The 22,852-nt window shown below is 70.6% G+C and carries 20 protein-coding genes and 2 pseudogenes; 9 read left to right on the top strand and 13 right to left on the bottom strand.

Features of this window, described 5'->3' with window-relative positions:
- Positions 1–241 precede the first annotated feature (241 nt).
- Both ABT063_RS44780 and ABT063_RS44785 read left to right on the top strand, forming a co-directional pair.
- On the top strand, positions 242–793 hold the full coding sequence (locus ABT063_RS44780; RefSeq protein WP_351066811.1) for an RNA polymerase sigma factor: 552 nt from the start codon (positions 242–244) through the stop codon (positions 791–793).
- A 1-nt stretch (position 794) separates the two neighbouring features.
- A complete protein-coding gene (locus ABT063_RS44785; protein ID WP_351066812.1) occupies positions 795–1,520 on the top strand; it encodes a hypothetical protein in 726 nt (241 codons plus the stop codon).
- A gap of 81 nt (positions 1,521–1,601) precedes the next feature.
- Here ABT063_RS44785 and ABT063_RS44790 read toward each other — a convergent pair whose 3' ends face one another.
- Entirely contained in the window at positions 1,602–4,913 is a 3,312-nt protein-coding gene (locus ABT063_RS44790; RefSeq protein ID WP_351066813.1) for a S8 family serine peptidase, read from the bottom strand.
- A gap of 237 nt (positions 4,914–5,150) precedes the next feature.
- Positions 5,151–5,693 (bottom strand): CGNR zinc finger domain-containing protein, encoded by a 543-nt coding sequence (locus tag ABT063_RS44795; RefSeq protein ID WP_351066815.1) that lies wholly within the window; start codon positions 5,691–5,693, stop codon positions 5,151–5,153.
- A 104-nt stretch (positions 5,694–5,797) separates the two neighbouring features.
- On the opposite strand from ABT063_RS44795, the gene ABT063_RS44800 reads away from it, so the two are divergent.
- The 4 genes from ABT063_RS44800 (at position 5,798) to ABT063_RS44815 (ending at position 9,622) form a co-directional block, all read left to right on the top strand.
- Positions 5,798–6,241 (top strand): VOC family protein, encoded by a 444-nt coding sequence (locus ABT063_RS44800; protein ID WP_351066816.1) that lies wholly within the window; start codon positions 5,798–5,800, stop codon positions 6,239–6,241.
- Between the two features lie 2 nt (positions 6,242–6,243).
- Positions 6,244–7,131 carry a pyridoxamine 5'-phosphate oxidase family protein gene (locus ABT063_RS44805; protein WP_351066817.1) on the top strand — a complete coding sequence of 296 codons (888 nt, stop codon included), beginning with the start codon at positions 6,244–6,246 and terminating at the stop codon, positions 7,129–7,131.
- A 9-nt stretch (positions 7,132–7,140) separates the two neighbouring features.
- Positions 7,141–7,602 carry an NUDIX hydrolase gene (locus tag ABT063_RS44810; RefSeq protein WP_351066818.1) on the top strand — a complete coding sequence of 154 codons (462 nt, stop codon included), beginning with the start codon at positions 7,141–7,143 and terminating at the stop codon, positions 7,600–7,602.
- Positions 7,603–7,858: 256 nt separating this feature from the next.
- Positions 7,859–9,622: a TIGR03767 family metallophosphoesterase gene (locus ABT063_RS44815; protein WP_351066820.1), complete on the top strand. Its 1,764-nt coding sequence runs from the start codon at positions 7,859–7,861 to the stop codon at positions 9,620–9,622.
- Positions 9,623–9,630: 8 nt separating this feature from the next.
- Here the strand turns inward: ABT063_RS44815 and ABT063_RS44820 are convergent, their stop codons facing one another.
- Positions 9,631–11,328, bottom strand: coding sequence for a hypothetical protein (locus ABT063_RS44820; RefSeq protein ID WP_351066821.1), 1,698 nt, complete (start codon positions 11,326–11,328; stop codon positions 9,631–9,633).
- Between the two features lie 427 nt (positions 11,329–11,755).
- On the opposite strand from ABT063_RS44820, the gene ABT063_RS44825 reads away from it, so the two are divergent.
- Positions 11,756–12,646, top strand: a complete 891-nt coding sequence (locus ABT063_RS44825; RefSeq protein WP_502991011.1) for a serine hydrolase domain-containing protein — start codon at positions 11,756–11,758, stop codon at positions 12,644–12,646.
- A 93-nt stretch (positions 12,647–12,739) separates the two neighbouring features.
- On the opposite strand, the gene ABT063_RS52465 is transcribed toward ABT063_RS44825, so the two are convergent.
- From ABT063_RS52465 to ABT063_RS44835, 3 genes and pseudogenes are all read right to left on the bottom strand, one after another.
- On the bottom strand, positions 12,740–12,844 hold the full coding sequence (locus tag ABT063_RS52465) for a DUF397 domain-containing protein (protein WP_502991012.1): 105 nt from the start codon (positions 12,842–12,844) through the stop codon (positions 12,740–12,742).
- Positions 12,845–12,854: 10 nt separating this feature from the next.
- Positions 12,855–12,962, bottom strand: a pseudogene (locus ABT063_RS52470) (DUF397 domain-containing protein); the annotation flags it as partial.
- Between the two features lie 3 nt (positions 12,963–12,965).
- On the bottom strand, positions 12,966–13,787 hold the full coding sequence (locus ABT063_RS44835) for a helix-turn-helix domain-containing protein (RefSeq protein WP_351066822.1): 822 nt from the start codon (positions 13,785–13,787) through the stop codon (positions 12,966–12,968).
- 325 nt (positions 13,788–14,112) lie between these two features.
- On the opposite strand from ABT063_RS44835, the gene ABT063_RS44840 reads away from it, so the two are divergent.
- On the top strand, positions 14,113–14,484 hold the full coding sequence (locus tag ABT063_RS44840) for an ATP-binding protein (protein ID WP_351066823.1): 372 nt from the start codon (positions 14,113–14,115) through the stop codon (positions 14,482–14,484).
- A 688-nt stretch (positions 14,485–15,172) separates the two neighbouring features.
- Here the strand turns inward: ABT063_RS44840 and ABT063_RS44845 are convergent.
- From ABT063_RS44845 to pepN, 4 genes are all read right to left on the bottom strand, one after another.
- Positions 15,173–15,361 (bottom strand): hypothetical protein, encoded by a 189-nt coding sequence (locus ABT063_RS44845; protein ID WP_351066824.1) that lies wholly within the window; start codon positions 15,359–15,361, stop codon positions 15,173–15,175.
- 11 nt (positions 15,362–15,372) lie between these two features.
- Positions 15,373–15,957 (bottom strand): ArsR/SmtB family transcription factor, encoded by a 585-nt coding sequence (locus ABT063_RS44850; RefSeq protein WP_351066826.1) that lies wholly within the window; start codon positions 15,955–15,957, stop codon positions 15,373–15,375.
- Between the two features lie 194 nt (positions 15,958–16,151).
- On the bottom strand, positions 16,152–17,210 hold the full coding sequence (locus ABT063_RS44855) for a hypothetical protein (RefSeq protein WP_351066827.1): 1,059 nt from the start codon (positions 17,208–17,210) through the stop codon (positions 16,152–16,154).
- A 233-nt stretch (positions 17,211–17,443) separates the two neighbouring features.
- Positions 17,444–20,035, bottom strand: a complete 2,592-nt coding sequence (gene pepN, locus ABT063_RS44860; protein WP_351066828.1) for an aminopeptidase N — start codon at positions 20,033–20,035, stop codon at positions 17,444–17,446.
- Positions 20,036–20,171: 136 nt separating this feature from the next.
- Between pepN and ABT063_RS44865 the strand changes: the two genes are divergently transcribed.
- Positions 20,172–20,834, top strand: coding sequence for a mycothiol-dependent nitroreductase Rv2466c family protein (locus ABT063_RS44865; RefSeq protein ID WP_351066829.1), 663 nt, complete (start codon positions 20,172–20,174; stop codon positions 20,832–20,834).
- Positions 20,835–20,851: 17 nt separating this feature from the next.
- On the opposite strand, the gene ABT063_RS44870 is transcribed toward ABT063_RS44865, so the two are convergent.
- The 3 genes and pseudogenes from ABT063_RS44870 to ABT063_RS44880 form a co-directional block, all read right to left on the bottom strand.
- A complete protein-coding gene (locus ABT063_RS44870; protein ID WP_351066830.1) occupies positions 20,852–21,088 on the bottom strand; it encodes a hypothetical protein in 237 nt (78 codons plus the stop codon).
- A pseudogene (locus ABT063_RS44875) lies at positions 21,088–21,213 on the bottom strand (glycerophosphodiester phosphodiesterase); the annotation flags it as partial. The pseudogene ABT063_RS44875 and the gene ABT063_RS44870, both read right to left, overlap by 1 nt.
- 36 nt (positions 21,214–21,249) lie before the next feature.
- Positions 21,250–22,677, bottom strand: a complete 1,428-nt coding sequence (locus ABT063_RS44880; protein ID WP_351066831.1) for an FGGY family carbohydrate kinase — start codon at positions 22,675–22,677, stop codon at positions 21,250–21,252.
- Between the last annotated feature and the right edge of the window lie 175 nt (positions 22,678–22,852).

A 22,852-nucleotide genomic window follows, 5' to 3' on the forward strand; every position in this document is an offset into this window, starting at 1 on the left:
GCTCAACCCATGGGGCACGACGGACCCCGAGGCCGGATCCGGTTCTCCGGCTCCCACCCCGACTGAGCTGGAGAAATTCGCCCTACGACGACCCCGCACCGCAAGCTCGCCTGCCCCTCGGCCTCCGACCCACGCCTGGGTGTGACGTACGCCTCTGCCGAACTGCGGAAAACCGGTGCCGACCGTCTTCGAACGTTTCCGCCCCCCCCGGCGTCATAGGGGAAACGCGGCGAGGAGAGGGGTGGCTGTGCTGCGCAGAAAGGCCCGCCGCGGCCAAGGGGTGGACCGCGCCATGGACCGCGCCGCGGACGACCCGCTGGACGCGGCTCAGGAACGCCGGGTGCGAGCGGTGCTCGCGCTCGGTGGCGTGCCGCAGGCGGACCTGCCGGACGGGGTGCAGCAGGTCCGCCTGCGGCTGCTGGAGCGGGCCGCGAGCGGCCGTGAGGCGCCGCGGGACGTGTCGGCGTGGGCGGCCGTCGTCGCCTCGAACCTCGCCATGGACTGGCACCGGGCCAAGCGCCGCCAGGAACGCCTCGGGGAGCGGCTGGCCGCGCTCCGCCAGTCGGAGCACCCCTCCGGCGAGGACACCAGCGTGCTTTCCCTCGCCGTCGCGCAGGGCCTGGACGAACTGCCCGACGCCCAGCGCCAGGTCCTCGTCCTGCGTTTCTACGCCGACCTGCCGGTGCGCGGGATCGCCGAGGAGCTCGGCATCCCCGAGGGCACGGTCAAGAGTCGGCTGCACACGGCGGTACGGGCCCTGCGCGCCCGCCTGCACGAGGACGAGGTGGTGTGACGTGACCGCCGAACACGAAGGACACGCCGGTGGACACGCCGGCCCGGACGCGTTGATGGCCGCGATCACCGACGAGCCGCTCACGGACGAGGCGCGCGCGGACGCCGCCTTCATGGCCGAGCACCGGTCGGCGACCGCCGATGTGGCGCTCCTGCGGGAGCAGTTGGGGATCATCGGCCGGACCCTCGGCGAGCCGCCGAAGGCCCCCGAGCCCGTTCCGGTACGGCCGTACCGGTCCCGGCGCCGCGCGCTCAACCTCGCTTTCGGCACCCTCGCCGTGGCCGCCGCGGCGGCCGTGGTGGCGGGCATGGGGTGGCTGCTGGCACAGGCCGGGGGCGGCATCGGCGCCACGTCGGACAGCGGCGACAGCGCGGCGTCCAAGCAGGAGGCCGGCACCCGCTTCGGCAGCCCCCGCTATCTGGCCTGCGCCCGCACCGTCGTCGAGGGCACGGTCACCGGTGTCGAACGGCTCCCCGGCACCGACACCCTGCGCGTCGCCGTGCACGTGACCCGCCACTACAAGCCGGCCAAGGGCGAGGAGGAACTGGTCTTCGTGATCGACCGGTACGACGTCACCCGCGTCGAGCAGGGCGACCCGGTGCTGCTGGGCATCCCGCAGGACGCCGCCGTGCCCGACCACTGGGTCGTCGGGGCGGAGAACGTCGCCCGCGAACGGGCCTGGATCACCGGCTCGTTGGCCGAGTCGCGCGAGCTGACCTGCGAATGAGCGCATGAGAAAGGGCGGGCGCCCAGTACGGACGCCCGCCCTCATGGCCGTATCGGCTACGGCGCGATCACGGCGTGTCGATTACGGCGTGACCTTCTCGATCTTCACGCTGCCGACGCCCGCGACCGTGCCGCGCGCGTTGACCAGCTGGAGCTGGCCGAAGAACGCACGGCCCTCCGGCGCGGCGGCCAGGGCCGTGACGCTGCCGGAGACGTTCGCCGAGTCGCCCGTGCCCAGCTTCACCGGCGCCGACCCGTCGACCGTGACGGTGCCGAGCGCGGAGGAGAAGAACACGTCCCGGTAGTCGTACGCGGTGGACCCGGCCGGGACCGCGTAGCCGACGACCTTGATGGTGTACGTGCCGGCGGCGGGCGACGGGATGGAGACCGACTCCTCCGAGTCACCGTCGGCGGAGCTGTCGAGCTCCTCGCCGTTGGCGTCGTACACGTACAGGTCCAGGTCGGCCGCCGCGTCCGAGACGTTGCCGATGGCCACGTCCAGGGACTTGGCGCCCTCGGGCACCTCGACCGTGGTGGTGTGGGTCTCGCCCTTGGCGATCGTCGGCCGGGCCGACTTGGAGGAGCCGAGCGGGCCGCCCACCAGCTTGCCGTCGATGGCGGCGAGCTTGTTCGTCACCTTCCAGGAGGCGGTGGCCGGGGTGCCGACCTTGGCCTCGGGCACGGTCACGGTCTCCGGGTCGAAGGCCGCGCCGAGGACGGTGACGTCCAGCTTGTAGGGGTTGTCCAGCAGCGGCGACGTACGGCGCGACTCGACCTCGATCTCCCAGACGCCCGGCACCGGGTTGGCGTACGAACGCACGTCGGGCCGACAGGTGTTGGCCGGATTGTCGTAGTTCGGGTAGCAGTTGATCGTCGACGTCGAGTCGACCGGAACGCCGTACGGGTGGATGGCGATGAACCGGGTCTGGCTCTTGCCCTTCAGCCCGCCGATCGCGACCTCCAGGGTCTTCGCACCCTCCGGCACGGTCACGAAGTACGACTGCGTGCTGTTGCGCTGCACCGAAGTCGACGCGGAGTAGGTGTAGTTCAGCGGCGTCGAGACCACGGCCGTCGTCATGACCTGCCGGTCGATGCCCTCGGTCTTCGGGTCGTCGACCTCCAGGATCGCGCTCTTGAGGCCCGCGGACGTCGGCGCGGCCTGGACCTTGACGGTCACCGGCTGGTTCAGCGGCAGCTTGACCTCGTCGGAGCCGACGATCTTGAAGGTCTTCGCGGCGTTGTTCTCGAAGTGCAGCTCGTGCCGGATCGCCTTGTCGGCGCCGGACGTACGGGTCAGCGTGATCTCGTACGTCTTCTTCTGACCGGCCTTCAGGCCGCCCTCACGGTCGTACAGACCCGTACCGAAGCCCGGCGTCTTGAGGAACTGGTCGAGCGCGGTGTCGACCGGCGCCTTGACCGCGTACGTGTGCGCGGTGGCGCCGTCCCGGATGGAGTCCCAGGCGTCCTCGATGTTGATGAGGCCCGCGCCCTCCTCGTACGCCTGCACACCCTTGATGTGGTCGGCGGTGGAGGTCAGCGCGGTGCGCAGGGTGGCGGGGGTGAGGTCGATGCCCTTCGCCTTGGCGGCCGACAGCAGGAGCGCCGAAGCACCCGCGGCCTGCGGCGACGCCATCGACGTGCCCTGGAGCATGCCGTAACCGGCCGGCAGCGTGTAGCCCGCCTCGGCGACCGGGGCGCCCGGCAGCCAGGTCTGGATGGTGTTGATCGCCGCGCCGGGGGCGACCAGCGTCGGCGTGAAGCCACCGTCCTCACGTGGACCGCGCGAGGAGAACGGCATCATCGCGTACTTCTTCTCCACGACCGAGCCGTAGTTGGCGGCCCAGGTCTTCTTGGAGATGGACGCGCCGACGGAGATGACCTTGTCGGCCAGGGTCGGGTCGCCGATCGTGTTGGCGCCCGGGCCGGAGTTGCCGGCCGAGATCACCAACTGGACGCCGTAGGTGTCGATCAGGCGGGTGTACAGCTCGGCGCGCGCGTTGTTGCCGTCGTTCAGCGCGGGCAGGCCGCCGATCGACATGTTGACGATGTCGACGCCACGGTTGACGACCAGGTCGATCATGCCCTCGGTGAGCGCCACGTTGGTGCAGCTCGGGCCGAACAGGCAGGCGCGGGACGAGACGAGCTTCGCGCCCGGGGCGGCACCGTTCATCTTGCCGCCGAACAGGCCGTTCGCGGCGGTGATACCGGCGACGTGGGTGCCGTGCTCGCTGGAGATCATGCCGATGTTGACGTAGTCGGCCTTGGCTCCGGCGGAGTTGTAGACGACGTCCTTGCGGATCTCCACGACGAACGGGATGCGCTCGGCGACCTCGGTCGCCGGGTTGTCCGTGCCGAAGTAGCCGATCTGGTAGCCGTCCTTGTACGGCTTCATCGGCTCTTCGTCACCGAAGTCGAGGTCGTCGTCGAGGTCGACGCGCACGGTGCCGGACGCGGCGTCGAACAGCACGCCCCAGGCGTCGGTCTTGTCGCCGTCGCGGTTGACGTCGCCGAGCTGGTCGCCGCCGGCGGTGTCGGCCTCGTAGAAGTAGTTGAACTTGTACGAGCCGGCCGGGGCCTTGAACGTCTCGGACACGCCCGTGTCCCGAGGGGTCGCGGAGAACGCCGGACCGGCCACCGAGGCGAGCATCCGCCGCCATGAGCCGTCGCCGTCGGAGACCGGGTCGGTCGCCGTCACCCAGTCGACGATCTTCCGTTCGCCGGTGGTGGTCTTCCGCAGCGCCGGGTGGGCGAGATCCACGCCCGAGTCGAGGACGCCGATGGTGATGCCGCGGCCGTCCGCCTTCGGGTGGTCCTCCACGAAGTCGACGGCGCCCGTCTCGAAGGACGGGTTGTACGGGTTCTCGGCGGGGGTCTTCTTGTTCGGCGCCGCGTAGGTGGCCGTGCCCTTGGCCGTGGCGCCCTTGGCGGCGTCCGCGCTCGGCGTCGGGTCGTCCAGCGGAATCTCCTGCCGCAGGTCTATGCCGTGCACGGAGGAGAGCTTCGCGGCGGCGGCGATGGCCGCGTCGGCCTTCGAAGTGGGAACGGTGGCGCGGACGTAACCGAGCTTGTCGTAAGTACGGCCGACCAGGCCGCCCTTGACCGAGTCGAGCTGGTCGGCGACCTTCTCGGTCTGCCCGGGCGCGGTCGCGACCATCATCGTGACGCTCTTGTCGCCGTCGGCCTTGGCCTCGGCGAGGGCGTCGGCGTCGTCGGAACCGAGCTTGTCCTGGGCGGACTTCACGCTCGGGTCGGCGGCGACGGGCGTTTCGTCGGCGGCGAAGGCCAGGGGTATCGGCCCGGCCGCGGAGAGTGCGGCCACCAGTCCGGCGGCCACGGCTATCCGGGCCACGCGTCTGGCGCCCGGTATGGGTTCCCGCTGGGGGGTGAGGGTCATCGGCATCCCTTGCAGGTAAAGGAACGAGCGGTGAGCGACCGAGGCCGATCAGCCTTGGCCGCGGTCGTCCGGAAGGTGCTCCCGGACGACCGCCCAGCCTTACTCAAGGGGTGAAAGTTTGGTGAGAGTTGGCCGAATCTCAAGAGATGTATGGGGAAAACCCGCTATCCCATGTGGGGAGATGAGCCTTGAAGGGGACAAGTCGCCCAGGGGTGCCGCACCTGGGCCGGACCCGTCTCAGGCGCCCTTCGTGCGCGCGTAGTGGCGGGACGCCTTCGCCCGGTTCCCGCACGCGGCCATCGAGCACCAGCGGCGCGTGCCGTTCCGCGAGGTGTCGAAGAAGTGCAGGATGCACGCCTCGTGGGCGCAGCTGCGGATCCGGTCGGGCGCCGTGGCGAGCAGCTCCAGGTAGTTGCGGGCGGCGAGCCAGGCGGGGCCCCACGAGGGGTCGGGGAACTCGGGCAGCTCGCCGGGCCCTTCTGTGGTGAGCGTGGCCCGGATCCGCCCGTGCGCGAGAACGGCGTCGACGAGACGCGCTCCCTCCTCCAGTGATCCGTCCATGGCCGCCTGCAGCGCGTCGCGGGCCTGAAGGGTGTGGCGCAGGACCTTGGCGTCGGGGGCGTACCCGCCGCTCAGCCCGTTCGTGTCGAGCCACACCGCGAGCCCGTCGAGGTCGGCGAGGAGGTCCTGGACCTCCCCCTCCCGCATCCACCGCGTGTTGAGCAGGTCGAGCGCGAGCGGCTCACCGGTGAGCGGGCGCGGGTCGCGAGCGGCGGGCATGGAGGGCTCCTTCCGTACTAACCAGTCAAGGGTACGTCACTGGTTGACGACCGTTGCTTCTAACCGCTAATCTCGATTACAACGGTTAAACGAAGGGGACTGCCATGACCCTGCACACCGGCCACCTCGGCCTGAACGTCACCGACCTCGACCGCTCACTCGCCTTCTACCGGGACGTCCTGGAGTTCTCCGTGATCGCCGAGGGCAAGGAGGAGGACCGGCGGTACGCGTTCCTCGGCGACGGCGAGAGCCTCGTGCTCACCCTCTGGCAGCAGGCGGGGCAGCCGTACGACACCGGCCGCGCCGGCCTGCACCACCTCGCCTTCGAGGCGCAGTCGATCGAGCAGGTCAGGCGGTACGAGGAGGCGCTGCGCGCCTACGGCGTCGACTTCGCACACGACGGCGTGGTCGCCCACGGTGAGGGCGCGGCGTCCGGTGGCATCTTCTTCCACGACCCGGACGGCACCCGCCTGGAGATCTCGGTGCCGGAGGGCGCGGAAGGGGCGCCCGTGCCCCACGACGCGGCTCCGACCTGCGGGTTCTTCTAGTCATGGGCGTGTATCACGCGGGCTCGCGCGCGGTGCAGGACCGGGTCGGCGTACGGGACCTCGCCGACCACGTCGGCCGGGCCGTCGGGCAGGGCGTCAAGCCGGTGGCCGCGGCCTTCCTGGAACTCCAGCCCTTCCTGGTGCTGGGTGCCGCCGCCCCGGAGACGGGCAGAGTGTGGTCGACGGTGGTGACCGGCCCGCCCGGGTTCGTGCGGGCGACAGGGCCGCACCAGATCTCCGTCGCGGGCGGGCCACCTGCGACCGACCCGCTCGCGACGGCGCTGACCGCACCGGGCACCCCCGTCGGCACCATCGCCCTCGACCCCCGCACCCGCCGCCGTATGCGCCTCAACGGCCGACTGCGGCCCACGGCACGGGGATTCGCCGTCGAGGCCGAGCAGGTGTTCGCCAACTGCCCCAAGTACCTGCAGAAGAGGGAGTCGTACCAGACGGTCGAGGACCGCAGGCCGGGAACGCCCCGGCACGGCGGCGAACTGACCTCGCGGCAAGGGGCGTTGGTGGCGGCGGCCGACACCTTCTTCCTGGCCACCGTGCACCCGGACGGAGCCGACGCCAGCCACCGCGGCGGCAACCCCGGCTTCGTACGCGTCGATTCCCCACGCGCACTGAGCTGGCCCGACTACCCCGGCAACGCCATGTTCCTCACCCTCGGCAACCTGGCGACGGACCCGCGCGCGGGCCTGCTCTTCCTCGACTGGACGGCGGGCACGGCCCTGCAACTCACCGGCGAGGCACGGACGGAGTTCGACGCGGACGGGGAGCGCCGGGTGCGCTTCACGCTCACTGAGGCTGTCGAGACCGAAGGTGCCGTGCCGTTGCGCTGGTCGGCACCCGAATACTCGCCTGCCAATCCGGAGCCGGCCGGATAATGTCCTCGCGTGCGAAGGAAGTTGAGGGTGGCGGCCTACGCCATTTGTGTCCGGGACGGACAGCTTCTGCTCTCCCGCTCCCCGGCACCCGACGGCGGCCCGCCCGAGTGGGTCCTGCCCGGCGGCGGCATGGAGCACGGCGAGGACCCGCATGACACCGTCGTGCGGGAGGTGGCCGAGGAGACCGGTTACCGCATCGAGGTCACCGGTCTGCTCGGCGTGAACTCCCGCCGCCACACCTTCCCCCGCCGCTTCGGCCGCGCCGTCGACCACCACGGCGTACAGCTCGTCTACGAGGCCCGGGTCACCGGCGGCGAACTCCGCTACGAGATCGGCGGCTCCACGGACATGGCCGCCTGGCACGACCTGGACGCCGTACCCGGCCTCAACCACGTCCGGATGGTGGACATCGGACTCAGGCTGTGGCGCGAGCGGCCGGCCTCGGGGCGGGTCGCACTCGTGGACGAGTAACGCCTCCGGAACGAGCGGGGAACTGCTCCCCTACCCGGGAAGATGAACACGGAGTGACCGCTTCCCGGCCGTCCGGGAGCGGGCCATGGGCGCGCAGGGTAGCCCAAGATCCACGTACGGTGATCGGCGTTGCGCGTTGCCGTCTCGTTCACGCGCAGGTCATCCCCGGTGCCAACGATCCAGAGTGAGCGGGAAGTTCGCGACAGCGATCGCCCGCGACCACTGCCGACGCGTTCGCACTCGGGGAGATCGCGCCATGTCGCGCACACGCTCTGTCGCCAGCTCCGCGCTGGGTGTCCACCGCCGTACCGTCCTCGCCGCCACCGCGGCGGTGTCCGTCTCCGCAGGCGTCGGCTACGCCCTGCGGCCCACCGACAGCCGGGCCGCCACCACGGACACGGGCGCCCGCCCGGCCGGGGCACCCGTGGCACAGTCCCGCCAGGCGCCGGCCGCGCCCCTGGCGCCGTACACCCGCGGCACCACGCTCTCCGGTGTTGCCGCCCCGCGCACGAGCTCCGGCTACCGCCGCCTCGGCGACGGCCCCGGCTGGAACCGCCGGGTCCGCAGCGAGCTGGCCGCGCCGAAGACCGGCCGGGCCGGCCGCCGCACCACGCTCGCCGCCTTCGTGCAGCTCACCGACCTGCACCTCATGGACGCTCAGCACCCGATGCGTCTTGAGTACCTGCGCTCCACCGACGTGCACGCCTGGCGGCCGCACGAGGCGCTGACCGTGCACGGCGCGATCTCGCTCGTCGAGCGCGTCAACGCGCTGCGCGGCGCGCCCGTCACCGGCGCCCCGCTGCACTTCGCCATGACCACCGGCGACAACACGGACAACAACGCCAAGTCCGAGCTGGAGTGGTTCCTGACGGTCATGAGCGGTGGCCGCGTCACCCCCAACACCGGGGATCCGCGCCGCTACGAGGGCGTCCAGAACAGCGGCCTCAAGCAGTACTGGCAGCCCGACACCACCGTCCGCGACGCCGACAAGCAGCTCGGCTTCCCGCATCTTCAGGGCTTCCTGGCCGCCGCCGTGCGGGAGTTGAACAGCCCCGGCCTCAACCTGCCCTGGTACTCCACGGTCGGCAACCACGACTCCATGCCGCTGGGCTGCTACGGCCTCGGCGACTCCTGGCTCGCCGAGTACGCGGTCGGCGGCAAGAAGCTGATGAGCCTGTCCGCGTCCGAGGCGAAGAAGCTCCAGGACACCATCAAGAACGACAAGGACCCGAAGGGGACCGCCTTCCGCGACCTGCTCAAGGCGCACACCCGGGACATGCGCTCGGTCACGCCGGACGAGCGGCGCGCCCCCTACACCGCCGCCGAGTACCTCAAGGCACACCTGGACCCGGCCCACCGCGGGCCCGGCCCGGTCGGCCACGGCTACTCCACCGCGAACCTCGACGCGGGCACCCAGTACTACAGCTTCCGCATCGCCGACGACGTCATCGGCATCAGCCTCGACACCACCGACCCCGGCGGCCACTACAACGGCTCGATCGGGACGGCGCAGTTGAGGTGGCTGGACAAGACGCTGCGGGACAACAAGGACTCGTACGCGATCGTCTTCAGCCACCACACCAGCAAGACGATGGGGAACACCCGCCCCGACCCGGCCCGCCCCGGCGAGCGCCGCCACAACGGCCAGGAGGTCATCGCCCTCCTCGCCGGCCACGCCAATGTCCTCGCCTGGGTGAACGGCCACATCCACCGCAACGACATCACCCCGCACTCCGCCCCCGACGGCCGCTCCTTCTGGGAGATCTCCACCGCCTCCCACGTCGACTTCCCCCAACTCGCCCGCGTCATCGAGCTGGTGGACAACAAGGACGGCACGCTCTCGCTCTTCACCACCTGCGTCGAGTCCTCGGCCCCGCACCGCACGGACTTCGCCGACCTCTCCCAGACCGGCCTGGCGGCCCTCTACCGCGAGCTGTCCTTCAACGCGCCGGGCGCGCGGACGGACCTGGCGGGCGACTCCCAGGACCGCAACACGGAGCTGGTCCTGAAGAAGGGCTGAAACCGTTCCTAGGGTTGTTGGCCAGTGTTGGCCGACTCGCCGTAATCCGGACAGGTGGTCCGGTGACCCTCCGAACGGTCTTGAGGGTCGGGGAACAGCATGAGCTGGTCACCTTGGCGCAGTCGGGTCTCGTCGCCCTGGTTGGGCGTGCCCGCTGTCCTGGGTGGGCTCGGGGTCCCGCACGCCCGTGGGAGGGATGCGGTCTGGCCGGTAGCTCTCCGCTCCACCATCCTCCGGTGGTGGGCGGTCACACCTGGCCGACGCCGGATCCCGTGCCCGAGGGCGCGCCGTGCGATGGCCACCGAGGCACCGTGGTGCCGGGTGACCCTGGTCTTCTTCGTGGACTGATCTTTGAGGGGCTTGGTCCAGTGCTGCCCGCCCCAGCGGCTGGTGTACGCCGGGTCGACAGCGATGACGACCAAGTCGTGGTGGGTCATGCCGCGCAGGCGTTCGCGGAAGCGGGCGGTGGGAATGCCTGCCACTGTACGCCGGAACCTCTTTCCGCGCCTGCCGCGGCCCATGGTCTCCCGGCCGGCTTGACGGGCCTCAGCGAAGCCCAGGTCCTCGATGGCGACTCCCACACAGCCATGCTCCTTGGCGAGGGCGATCAGTCGGCTGATCGCAGCACGCAGCCGTCCGTCCCGTGTGGCCGTGGGACCGGTCAGGTCCAGCGGGATAGTGAGGGGTTCGCCGATGGGGTTGCCGTGGGTATCGAGCACGCAGGCGGCCAGGTGGTCGGCGTTGAGGTCGACCCCGAGCAGCCGCGCACCGCGTGCTTTGACCTCGTTTGGGGTGGGCGGCACGGTTTTTTCGGCCGCCCACGACGCGTCCAGGTACCAGCGGCCGCGGGCGGCATCGCAGACGATGTCGTAGCGCACGGCGCGGTGGGCGGTGATGCGGTCAAGCCACTCGCCTCGGCGGTGTGAGAACCGTACGGTGCAGCTCAGCCGGTAGCGGCCCCGGGGTGCGTTGGCCAGGTGCCGCAAAGGCTCGGGCAGCACCAGGGTCACTGTGCCGTCGGCCGGGTCGACGGTGATGGTGTAGTTGCCGTGCGGGGCACTGGACTCACCGTCGGCGGTGAGGAACAGCCGCGTCGCCTCCCACCGCTCACGCCACTGGGCGTCGCTCAGCTGTGCGTCGGCGAGATGATGCCGCACGCGTGCCAGGCGCCGCCCGCCTACCGTGACCGACGGCCGCCCGGCGGCGATCTTGCGCTCCACCACGGCCAGCCGGGCCCCAAGTACCTGCATCCGGCGCTGCTTGTGCACCCGCTCGTTCTGATCGGCATAGCCACGCACACCGCCCTTGGACCGCTTGCCGCACGGGGCGGCCAGGCGACGGCCGATCGTGTGGATGGCCCGGCGCAGGCCCGCGCGCTCGTCGTACAGGCAGCGCATCGACAGTTGGTACTGGTCCTCGCCGGCACGGGTCATCGCCCCCGCCCAGCGCGACGACGACACCGCCGTCAGCTTCTTCTTCCGCTCCGCCCGCCGCGTGTCCTTCCCCGCGACCTGGCCGATCCTGACCCGCTCGGCCAGATCGGCCCTCTGATGACGTCCCAGATGCTCGCCCACCAGACGCAGGACCTTCTCATCCGCCGACGCCAGACGCAGCCGGTCCCTGATCCGCGCCCCCGACGGCGCAGCCACGGTGAAAGGAGCCGCCAGGACACGCAGTTCCCGCCTGTCCCCACGTTTACGCGCCACCGGCCACCCCTCTCTCTCCCCGGTCACGCCGAACTCAGCTGCCACCACCGATCATGCGTTCCACCTGATCACGCGATCCCAAGAACCAAGCCCGTTCACCCGAATGAGGGACGCAACGGCCAACCGCGACCTATAACCCGATCAACAGCTACTCACCCGCTCAACCGGCGCGGCGCGCGTCAACCTCCGCGCACCGCGCCGGGTCTGTTCCCGCGACTCCGCTCGACGACGAGACGACGAGCGGAACGGCAACGGGGAGAGACACATGATGATGAAGGTGCGTACGACCCTGGTGGCGGCGACGGCCGTGGCGCTGACGGCCGCGCTGGCGGGCCCGGCGATCGCGGCTGCGCCCGCCGGGAACACCGGCCACCACGACGCGACCGGCAAGGCCATCGAGGCGGCGGTCGAGGACGGCGTGCCCGGGGTGACGGCCACGGCGCAGGACAAGCACGGCAGGTGGTCGGCGACGGCGGGCGTGGGCAACCTCAAGACGGGGCAGCCGCGTTCGGCGGAGGACCGCTACCGGGTCGGCAGCATCACCAAGACCTTCGTCGCCACGGTCCTCCTCCAGCTGGAGGAGGAGTGGCGCCTGTCGTTGGACGACACGGTGGACGAGTGGCTGCCGGGCCTGGTCAGTGGCAACGGACACGACGGCCGCAAGATCACGATCCGTCAGCTGCTCAACCACACCAGCGGCATCTTCGACTACACGGAGGACGAGACGTTCGTCAGGACGTACTTCCTGAAGGATGGCTTCCTCAAGCACCGCTACGACCGCCTGGCCCCCGGCGACCTGATCACGATCGCCATGTCACACAAGCCGAACTTCGCGCCGGGCACGTCCTGGAGCTACTCCAACACCAACTACACCCTGGCCCCGCTGGTGATCGAGAAGGCCATGGGCCGCCCGTACGGCGCGGAGGTCCACCACCGCATCGTCGAGCCCCTGCACCTGCACGCCACGTCGGTGCCCGGCACCGGGGCCACTCTCCCTCAGCCCAGCAGCCGCGCCTACTCCAAGCTGGCGGAGTCGACGATGGGCCCGACGTACGACGTCACGACACTGAACCCCGCGCTGGCCTTCGGCTCGGGCGACATGATCTCCAACTCCTCCGACCTGAACCGCTTCTACACGGACCTGCTCCGCGGCGACCTGCTCCCGGCGAAGCAGCTCAAGGAGATGAAGACCACGGTCCGCCCCGGCGACATCCCGAACGCCGGATATGGCCTCGGCCTGATCCACCGCGAACTCAGCTGCGGCGTCCACATCTGGGCCACGGCGGCGGCATCCACGGCTCGTCGTCGGAGGCGGTGACAACCGCGAACGGCCGCCACGCCCTCGCCTTCAACTTCAACGGCGACTGGTCGGGGGACAGCGAGGCGGAGTACTGCGGCAAGTGACCTTGCGTCACGGGGTCGTCGTCCGGCGGAGGTGGGTGACGAAGGCGGACCACGCCGTGGAGGGAAGGAGGAGGGCGGGGCCGGTGGGAGTCTTGGAGTCGCGGATGGCTATGGCGGCCGGGGGGGAGGGTTGCGGCTTCTAGGCAGTTCTGGCCGGTGCCGTCGCTGTACGACGACTTGAACCAGGCGTAGTCCTGAGCGAGTTCGGATGCGGTGGAGTGCGTAGGCATGGGCTACAGCTCTCGTTGTAGTCGGTGAAGAAAGCCGGGCGTGTCCTCAGGGGGCAGCGCTGATGCTGTCATGGTGTCGAACCGGCGGATGAACCGGTCGACTTCGCGGCGCTTGTCAGAGGTGTGGGTCGCTCCCCAGGCGCTGTCGATCTGGACTCGCGGCGGGAGATCGTCGCCGAGATCGAGGATCGCGAAGTCGTTGGTGGAGCGGTAGCCGGATCGGAAGGGCAGCACCTGGATGGTGATGTGGTCCCAGGACGACATCATCACGAGTTTCTCGAACTGCTTGTGCATCACCTCGGCGCCTCCGACCGGGTACCGGAGCGCCGCCTCGCCCAGGATCACGCGGAGCTTGACGGGGTCCTTCCTGGTGAGCACTTCCTGGCGTTTCATCCGTAGCTCCACGCTACTGCGGACGAACTCGGAGGTGTGCTCCTCGACCGGCTTGTGCGCTTCGAGGAGAGCGCTGGCATAGCGCTCAGTCTGAAGCAGGCCGTACACCAGAGTCGGGTGGTATGCCCGCATGCTGCGAGCCTCCGGTTCGAGTCCCACGAACGCCGGCATCCCGGTCGGAACGAGGCCCCGGAACTGAGTCAGCCAGTCCTGGTGGCCAGACTCCCGGTTGAGGTTGATCATCGACTCGATCACGTGCTCATCGGTGACGCCGTACTTGTCCAGCAGCTTGCGCAGATCGCCGACATTGCGGAAGTTCAGGGCTCCGGTCTCGATCCTGAGCAGCGTCGCCTCGGAGATCCGCAGCCCCTGCACTGCCTGCTTCCGGGTGAGCCCGCCACCGCGATCGCCGAGGCCGCATCCCTCGCGCAACTGTCGTAGCTGGAGTCCGAGTTCGAGTCGCTGGCCGGTCCCGCCCGCGTTTTGCCGCCATGTGAACCGTCCGTGTGCCGCTGTACGTGTCACTTGATCCCGCGTGCCGAGTGTGACACGGCGTGTACGGTCCGTGCGGCTGCTTGTGCAGATACGGGCATAGTCCAATCCCAACTTCTCAGAAATTTCAGGGGAGTTTCGGTTGCAGCTCGATATGAGCTCTCGTCACCGTGGTTGGACAGTCTGAGCGCACGAAAGGGGACCCTCTCCATGTCCCCCCCAGCCCCCCACCCTCCTCACCCACGGCTGGTCCATGGGCTACCCGATGACACCCCGCAGTGTCCGCCTCGCCCGCCTCCACATCCGCCGCCGGCTCACCATGTGGCTGTGGCCCGGCGACATCGACGACGCTCTGCTCGTCACGTCCGAGCTGGTCGCCAATGCCGTACGACACGGCCGACTGCCGGGGCATGAACTGTGGCTGCGGGTCACGGAGCTAAAGGATCGCGCACTGAACATCGACGTGTCGGATCCGGTACGGGTGTTCCCTGAGGTCAGAACGGAACCGGAGGGTGAGAGCGGGCGAGGACTCCTGGTCGTCACTCAACTCGGTGCCGAGTTGGACTGGTTCCTACGAGCGGACGTCGGCAAGACGGTACGGGCATGCCTTGTTGTGTCACCGCCAGTAACGAGGTGACCGTGGGGCCACTCGCTTCTTTGCCAGTGTCGTGCTTCCGCGACCCGAGTAAAGGGCGCTCCACTCCGCTGCGCTGCGTTCCGCGTCGCCTTCGGCGATCGGCCTGCGGCCGACCCTTGACTCGGCTCACTCCAGCACGGGTGAGAAGCGAGCGAGCGGCCCGGAAGAGTGGGGGCCAGGTGGGTGCTCACGGGGTTGGTTGAGGGGTGGGCCGGGGTTCGGGGCGCGGTCGCGCCTCGCTGGCACGCCGGCACGTCGGCACGCCGGCACGCCGGGGCGACTTAGCGGCTGTCGGTGAGTGCGTGGCTGGGGTCGCACCGGCCAGGTGGGGACAGGCCGGGCTGGCTAAGCGGCTTGCGGCGGTGGCGGCGCGCATCGGTTGGGTGGTGGCACGCCGTGCCGGTTCGGCGGCTTGACGGTGCGGAGTGGGGAGAGCGGCGGATACGTGGCAGGACGGCGGACGGGCAGCAAAGGGAGTGGGGGGCGAACCACGGCGGCCGGAGAAGGATGGCCCTGGAGCGGTAATTGGCAGATCTGTTCCACCCTGGTGAAGGAAAAACACCAGGTCACCTAGCTGCGTCGGTGGAACAGATCTGCCAATCACGGGGTGAGTGCCCGATTTGTTCGACGCCGCGATCTGCCGTCAGCGGCCACTCGCCGCGCCATCCCTCACCCACCGGCCGCCGCGCTAGGGAACTGCGGGTGCTGTCCTGGGGGCGGTGGCCAGTCGCAGGCCCACCTCCACGAGGGTCCAGCCAAGACGAGTGCGGAGCTCCCGTGGGCGTCTGGCTACGGCGGCGAGGCGGTACGCGTCGGCTTCGGCACGGAGTTCGGCGGCGCGGGTGTGGTGCAGGGCGAGGTGGGTCTCGGGGTGCATCGGGCGGCCTTTCAGTCCGTGTGGATGGGGATGATGTGGGTGTGGACGCGGACCTGCTCGGTGTCCGGGGTGCTGTCGTCGAGGGCCGGCGCGCGGTAGCTCTCCACGAGCTCGTGCATCTTGTGGGTGAGTTCGAGGGCGAGCTCGGGCGTGAGGCTCAGTGTCCAGTCGCTCATGTCCGAGGCGCGCTGCCACGCCTCGGACCAGTCGTCGCGGGTGCCGAGCCAGGTCGCCAGCTCCCGGGTGTGCTGGTTGGCGACCTCGTGCATGAACAGGTCGGCGGCCCCGCGCACATCGGGGTCACGGTCCTTGAGCAGCGTCTCGTCGAAGCGCACACCCATGTGCACCGCCTTCCACCACCGCTCCCGCCCCTTGCCGTGCTCCGGCGCGTCCTCGACGAAGCCGTGTGCGGCGAGCTGACGCAGGTGGTAGCTGGTGGCACCGCTGGACTCGCCCAGTTTCGCGGCCAGTTGCGACGCGGTGGCCGGTCCGCCGCGTCGCAGCGCGTTCAGAAGCTGCATACGCAGCGGATGTGCGAGTCCGCGCAGCGAGCGGGCGTCGAGACTGTGGACCTGCGGGTCCTGTGGCTCGTTCATGCGTACAAACATAGCGTTGCAAAGGACCCGTTGCAACGGTTCCTTTGCAACGGGTCCTTTGCGGGAAGCCGTGCCTGGCCGCTCCGCCTTCTGGGCGTTCTCCTGGCCAACCCCGCACGCCCGAGGAGGGGCCGCCGGGCGACCCCGGCGGCCCCTCCTCTCCCCTCCCCTCTTGGTCCTGCTCCGGTCCGTCGCTACCGGGGCAGCACCACGACATACGCGGCCGGTTCGCGGTCGCCGGACGCCATCAGTGCCGTACGGACCACCGTCGCCTGCTGCTCCAGCGCCTCCCGCAGCTTCTTCGGTGTGATGTGGACGACCGTGATGCCCAGTCGCTCCAAGTGCTCGCGCTTGCGGGCGTATTCGGACCAGAGGGCGTCGTCCTCCTGCCGGTGGCCGTGGCGGGGCGCGCGGGTGTCCAGCTCCACCGCGACCGCCTGCTCCGGCCAGTACGCGTCCAGGCCGCCGAGGTGGGGTCCGCCCGGGAGCCTCAGGTCGACGTTCCAGACCGGGTCCGGCAGGCCGTACTCCCGGACCATCCGGTACAGACCGTCCTCCGCGATCGCCCGGCCCTCGGCCAGCAGGGAGTCCACCGCGTCCACCACATGCGGCCGGCTCAGCAGTTTCGCCCGGTTCAACTCCCGTACGACGGCCGACGGTTCGCAGTGGCCGCCACGCACCGCCTCCGTCAGCAGGCGGCGTACGGCGCCCGCGTCCGCCAGTTCGGCCACCGCGTCGGCCAGGGCGCGCGGCACCGGGGCGACCGGGACGCCGGTGACCTGCCGCGGGGCCGGCAGGGCGGCCGTACGGATGATGCGGGCGCAGCCCGTCGAGCGCAGCCGGCGCAGGCGGGGGACCAGGACGTCGATCGTGTCCAGGGACGTCAGCGGGGGAGCCGAGGAGAAGCCGTGCAGCGTGAGCGCCGTCAGGCCCGTGATCACCGCCTCCGTGTACACCGGCCGGTGCGGCTCCTCGCCGCCGGGCTGGGCCGGGACCGAGGTGGTCTGCTGCCGTGCCGCGTACATCAGCACCGCGTGCAGTCGTTCCTCGCTGGTCGGCGGGCCGGGGTGGAGGAGGAACACGCCGGGGAGGATCTGCTGCCAGGGGCCGCCGGGGCGGCACTGCTCGTTGGTGTCGGCGGCCGTGACGCCGTGCGCGCGCAGCTGTGCGGCCGTGATGACGCCGCGGTGCCCCTCGGAGAGGTGCCGGAGGGGGCGGGGGGAGAGCGGGGGGAGCGGGGAGTTGTGGTTCATGCCCCGGAGGTTCCCGCGGTTGATCCGGCTCTGAACCGCTGTTACATGTCTGTCGACAAATGCGGACAAGCAGGCACTAAAGGACGGATGTTCGGGTGCCGAAAGGGCACGGAAAACCCCTGGTCCGTTCGGGTGGGGACCAGGGGTTACGGCACTGATTGCCTGAATTCCGTAACGGCTACCGGACGCCGAATCTCAGGCCAAAGCTCGGCATCAGGTCAATCGGCATCAGGTCACAGCGAGGCCTCACCGGCCGCCCTCGCGTCACACGCCTGCCCGCGCAGGCCCCGCGCCAGATCGTCCCGCGCCTCCAGCACCAGCCTCCGCAGCGCCGGGGCCGCGTCCTCGTGCGCCGCGAGCCACGCGTCCGTCGCGTCCAGCGTCTCCTGCGACTGCTGGAGCGACGGGAACAGGCCCGAGACGATGTGCATCGCGATCTGGATCGACCGCTCCGACCACACTCGCTCGATCACGGCGAAGTACTTCTCCGCGTACGGCGCGAGCAGCTCCCGCTGCGAGGGCCGGTCGAAGCCCGCGATGGTCGCCTCGACCAGGGCGTTGGACAGCGCGTCCGACTCCACCACCTGCGCCCAGGCCTGCGCCTTGACCGCGGCCGACGGGCGGGCGGCGAGGCAGCGGACCTGGTGCCGCTTGCCGGACGCGGTGTCGTCCCGGGCCAGTTCCGCGTCCAGCGCCTTCTCGTCGGCGAACCCGTGCACGACCAGCGGCTCCAGGAACGCCCACCGCAGCTCCTGGTCGACCTCCAGCCCCTCGATGGCCGACGTGCCGTCCAGCAGGCCCCGCAGCGTCTCGAAGTCGCCCGGGGCCTCGGCCGTCCGGGCGTAGAACCGCGCCCACGCCAGCTGGTGCTCGCTGCCCGGCTCGGCGCGGAACAGCTCGCGCTCGGCGCATTCGGAGAGCAGTGCACCGCCCCGCTCGCGCCACTCCGGCGCCGCGTAGTTCACCAGCGCCGACTCGGCCCACGCGTGCAGCATCTGCAGCACGCCGATCTGCGACTCGCGCCCCGCGAACCGCAGCACCAGGTCCACGAAATCCCGCGCGGGCAGCAGCGCGTCCCGCGTCATGTTCCACAGCGCCGACCAGCACAGGGCACGCGCCAGCGGGTCGGTGATGTCACCCAGCCCGCCCTTCAGCGTCTCCAGCGAGGTCGCGTCGAAGCGGATCTTGCAGTACGTCAGGTCGTCGTCGTTGACCAGCACCAGATCGGGAGCCTCCGCACCGGCCGACTCCGCCACGACGGTCCGCGGGCCTTCGACGTCCACCTCGGCTCGCGCGTACCGCTCCAGGGCACCGCCGTCAGCTCGCCGGTACAGCCCCACCGCCACCCGGTGCGGCCGCAACTCGGGATGCGACTCGGCCGCCTCCTGCACCAGCGCCAGCTCGTCCACCCGGCCCTCCGGGCTCAACAGCACCTGCGGGGTCAACGCGTTCACGCCGGCTGTCTGGAGCCAGGAACGCGCCCACACGCCCATGTCCCGCCCGCTGGTCTCCTCCAGCACCGACAGCAGGTCGCCGAGGCGCGTGTTGCCGTAGGCGTGCCGCTTGAAGTAGCGTCGCGCGCCCTCCAGGAACGCGTCCTGACCGACGTACGCCACCAGCTGCTTCAGCACACTGGCGCCCTTGGCGTACGTGATGCCGTCGAAGTTCAGCTTGGCGTCCTGGAGGTCACGGATGTCCGCCGTGATCGGGTGGGTGGAGGGCAGCTGGTCGGCGCGGTACGCCCAGGCCTTGCGGCGGTTGGCGAAGGTGATCCAGCCGTCCTTGAAGCGGGTCGCGCCGACCAGGGCGAAGGCGCCCATGAAGTCGGCGAAGGACTCCTTCAGCCACAGGTCGTCCCACCACTCCATGGTGACCAGGTCGCCGAACCACATGTGCGCCATCTCGTGCAGGATGACGTTCGCCCGGCCCTCGTACGACGCCTGCGTGACCTTCCCCCGGAAGATGAACTCCTCCCGGAAGGTCACCAGACCCGGATTCTCCATCGCGCCGAGGTTGTACTCGGGCACGAACGCCTGGTCGTACTTCCCGAAGGGGTACGGACAGTCGAAGTGCTCGTGGAAGAAGTCCAGGCCCTGCTTGGTCACCAGGAACACGTCATCGGAGTCGAAGTAGGGCGCGAGGCCCTTGCGGCACAGGGCACCGAGGGGGATCTCCAGCGTCGTACCGTCACCCAGATCGCGGGAGTACGTGTCCGTCACGTAGTGGTACGGCCCCGCCACCACGCACGTGATGTACGTCGAGATCGGCTTCGTCTCCGCGAACCGCCAGACCCCGTCGGTCAGTTCACCGACGCCGTTGCTCCACACCGTCCAGCCCTCCGGCGCCCGCACCTCGAAGCGGAACGGCGCCTTCAGGTCCGGCTGCTCGAAGTTCGCGAACACACGCCGGGAGTCGGCCGGCTCGTACTGCGTGTACAGGTACACCTCGCCGTCCTCGGGGTCGACGAAGCGGTGCAGGCCCTCACCCGTGCGGGAGTAGGCGCACTGGGCGTCGACGACCAGCTCGTTGTCCGCGGCGAGGTCCTCCAGGACGATCCGGGAGCCGTCGAAGACCTCGCCCGGGTCGAGGTCCCTGCCGTTGAGGGAGACGGCGGTGACGCTCGGTGCGATCAGGTCCGCGAAGCTCGTCGCGCCCGGCTCGGCGCAGCGGAAGCGGATCGTGGTCACGGACCGGAAGGTCCGCGCCCCGTCCCCGGCTCCGTCCCCGACCGCCGAGCGCAGGTCCAGGGACACGTCGTAGCCGTCGACGGACAGCAGGGCGGCCCGCTCCCGGGCCTCGTCGCGGGACAGGTTCTCACCGGGCACGGGCGGTACTCCCTCGGATGGTGTTCAGCATGTGGACAGGCCCGATCCTCCCATGCGCCCCTGACACCGGGCAGTCGGGAATGGATCGTGCGGGCGTTGGTGTTAGCTCGTGGAACTCACTTTTTCGAGGAGACTCATGTCCGAGACCACGACCCCCTCCGGCAAGACCCCCGTCGACTTCTGGTTCGACCCGCTGTGCCCCTGGGCCTGGATGACTTCCCGGTGGGTTCTGGAGGTGGAGAAGGTCCGCGACATCGAGGTGCGCTGGCACATCATGAGCCTCGCCGTGCTGAACGAGGACAAGATCGACGAGCTCCCCGAGGAGTACCGGGAGATGCTCAAGACCCACGCCTGGAAGCCGGTGCGGGTGGCGACCGCCGCCTGGCAGAAGCACGGCGCCGACGTCCTCGGCCCCCTCTACACCGCCCTCGGCACCCGCTTCCACAACCGCGGCGAGGGCCCGACCGTCGAGGCCATAGCCGCCGCGCTCGACGACGCCGGCCTGCCCGCCGAGCTGATCAAGTACGCCGACCAGGAGGACTTCGAGTTCGACGCCGAGCTGCGCGCCTCCCACAAGGAGGGCATCGGCAAGGTCGGCCAGGACGTCGGCACCCCGGTCATCGCCGTGCCCGGCTCCGACGGCGAGCAGATCGCCTTCTTCGGACCGGTCGTCACTCCCGCCCCCAAGGGCGAGGAAGCCGCCCGCCTCTGGGACGGCACCCTCGCCGTGGCCTCGGTCCCCGGCTTCTACGAGATCAAGCGCACGCGGACCAAGGAGCCGGACTTCAGCAACCTGTAGGTCTCACTCGGCAGGTCTCACTCGGCGGCGGCGCCCTCCTCCTCGCGGAACCTCTCGGGGAGGAGGTCGCGGTCGCCCTTGTTCAGGTGCCGGTAGTACGTCAGGCAGCCCATGGCGGTACAGCGCCAGAGGTTGTCCACGCGGTGGCGGTCCCCCTTCTGCGCACGGATCGCGGCCTTCTCCTCGTCGTTGAGAAGCCGGAACTCCTGCATGCCACGGCAGTTCGGGCAGTCCAGTGTGCGCGTCGTCGCCATCAAGCCCTCCTCGCAGTCACCGCCAGGTCCGGGAAGTCGCTCACCACCGCGTCGACTCCCCAGCGGTAGTACAGCGCGTACTGCGCGAACCCGCCCCCGAAATCGTTCGCTCCGCTGCCGTGTCGTCAGGTCGGCAGGACCCTCTTTCGTCATACGGCTGTTCACTTACGCGCCCGGCTCCGGGCCTCCGTCAGCCGGGCCAGGTACTCCTGGTATCCCTTCGCGTAGTACGCGGCCCGGCCCGGGTCCGGCTCGACGATCGCCGTCGGACGGGTCCACGCGGCCGTGTCCAGCGCGACGCCGTACCGCTCGGCCGCCGCCAGTACGGCACCCCGCGCGCCCACCTCGCCCTCGACGACCCGCAGGGGCCGGCCCAGAACGTCGGCCAGCAGCCGCATCCAGGCGGGGCTGCGGGTGCCGCCGCCGCAGACGGCCAGCGAGCCCGTCAGGCCGGCCGCCTCCAGGCAGTGGCGGGCCGCGTAGCCGATGCCCTCGCACACCGCCCGCACCAGATCGGCACGGGTCGACTCCAGGGAGACACCGGTGAGCTCGGCGCGCAGACGCGGCTCGACGAAGGGGGCGCGCTCGCCGGAGGGCGCGAAGTACGGCAGGACCCGCACCCCGTGCGCGCCGGGCGGGGTCGACGCCAGCAGCCCGTCCACCTCCTCGTGGCGCACGCCCGTCGTCGACAGCACCCAGTCCAGCGCGGCCGTGCCGACCATCGCGGGCATGGCGCGCAGCCGGTGGCCGGGGCGGTCGGTGGAGATGTACAGGCCGGCCGGTTCCCCGGTCAGGTCCAGGTCGGTGGTCGCGACCAGGGCGGCCAGGCAGGTGCCGACGATGAGCAGGCCGTCGCCGGGGGCGGTGACACCGGCGCCGAGCGCGCAGGCGGGGAGGTCGTACGGGCCGTTCGCGATCCGGGTGCCGGACGGCAGACCCTCGCCCCGCGTCTCGGCCGTCGTGATCGGGTCGGCGACCGGGGCGAGCAGTCCGCGCCGGTGGGCCAGGCCCAGCAGCTCCACGACCCCGTTGTCGTACGTCCTCGAGCGCGGGTCGAGGAACGGCATCGAGGCGTCCGACACGTCCGTCGTCGCCCGCGCCGCCCCCGTCAGCCGCTGGAAGACCATGTCCTTGCAGTAGACGGCGGCCCGCGCGGCGTCCAGGGACTCGGGTTCGTGACGGTCCAGCCAGGCCAGCAGCGGGCCCGGGCAGCCCGGGAACATGGCGCCGCCCGTGCGCCGGAACACCGCCTCGAAGGTGCCGTCGGCCAGCCACTGGTCGAGCAGCTCGTGCGCCCGGCCGTCCATCCAGGAGGCAGCGGCCCGCACCGGACGGCCCTCCGCGTCGACCAGCCACACCCCGTCGCCCTGCCCGGTGAGCCCGGCCAGCTCGACCGGTTCCGGCACGCGAGCCGTCAGCTCCTCGAGTACGGCGACGACCGCCCCGTACACCTCCTCCATGTCCTGCTCGACGACCCCGCCGTGCAGGGCGAGGCCCACCGGGCGGGCCTCGACGGCCCGTTCACGACCGGTGCCGTCGAAGGCGGCGGCCTTCACCATGGACGTGCCCACATCAATACCGATGTACATGCGGCTCTCTTCCTTTGATGGCTCGGTCGCCTACGGGGCGCTCTATGCCGGTGTCGAGACGGCGATCGTGCTCAGCCCTTCGGGCCGCCCCGCCGGGGGCGGCGGGGCACCCGGGGGGCCCCGCCGGGGCCCCGCGGGCCCGCCCGGGGGGGAGGGGGGGGTGGGGGGGGCCCCC

Origin of the sequence: Streptomyces sp. NPDC002838, from assembly GCF_040295365.1 — a bacterium.
Lineage (GTDB): Bacteria > Actinomycetota > Actinomycetes > Streptomycetales > Streptomycetaceae > Streptomyces.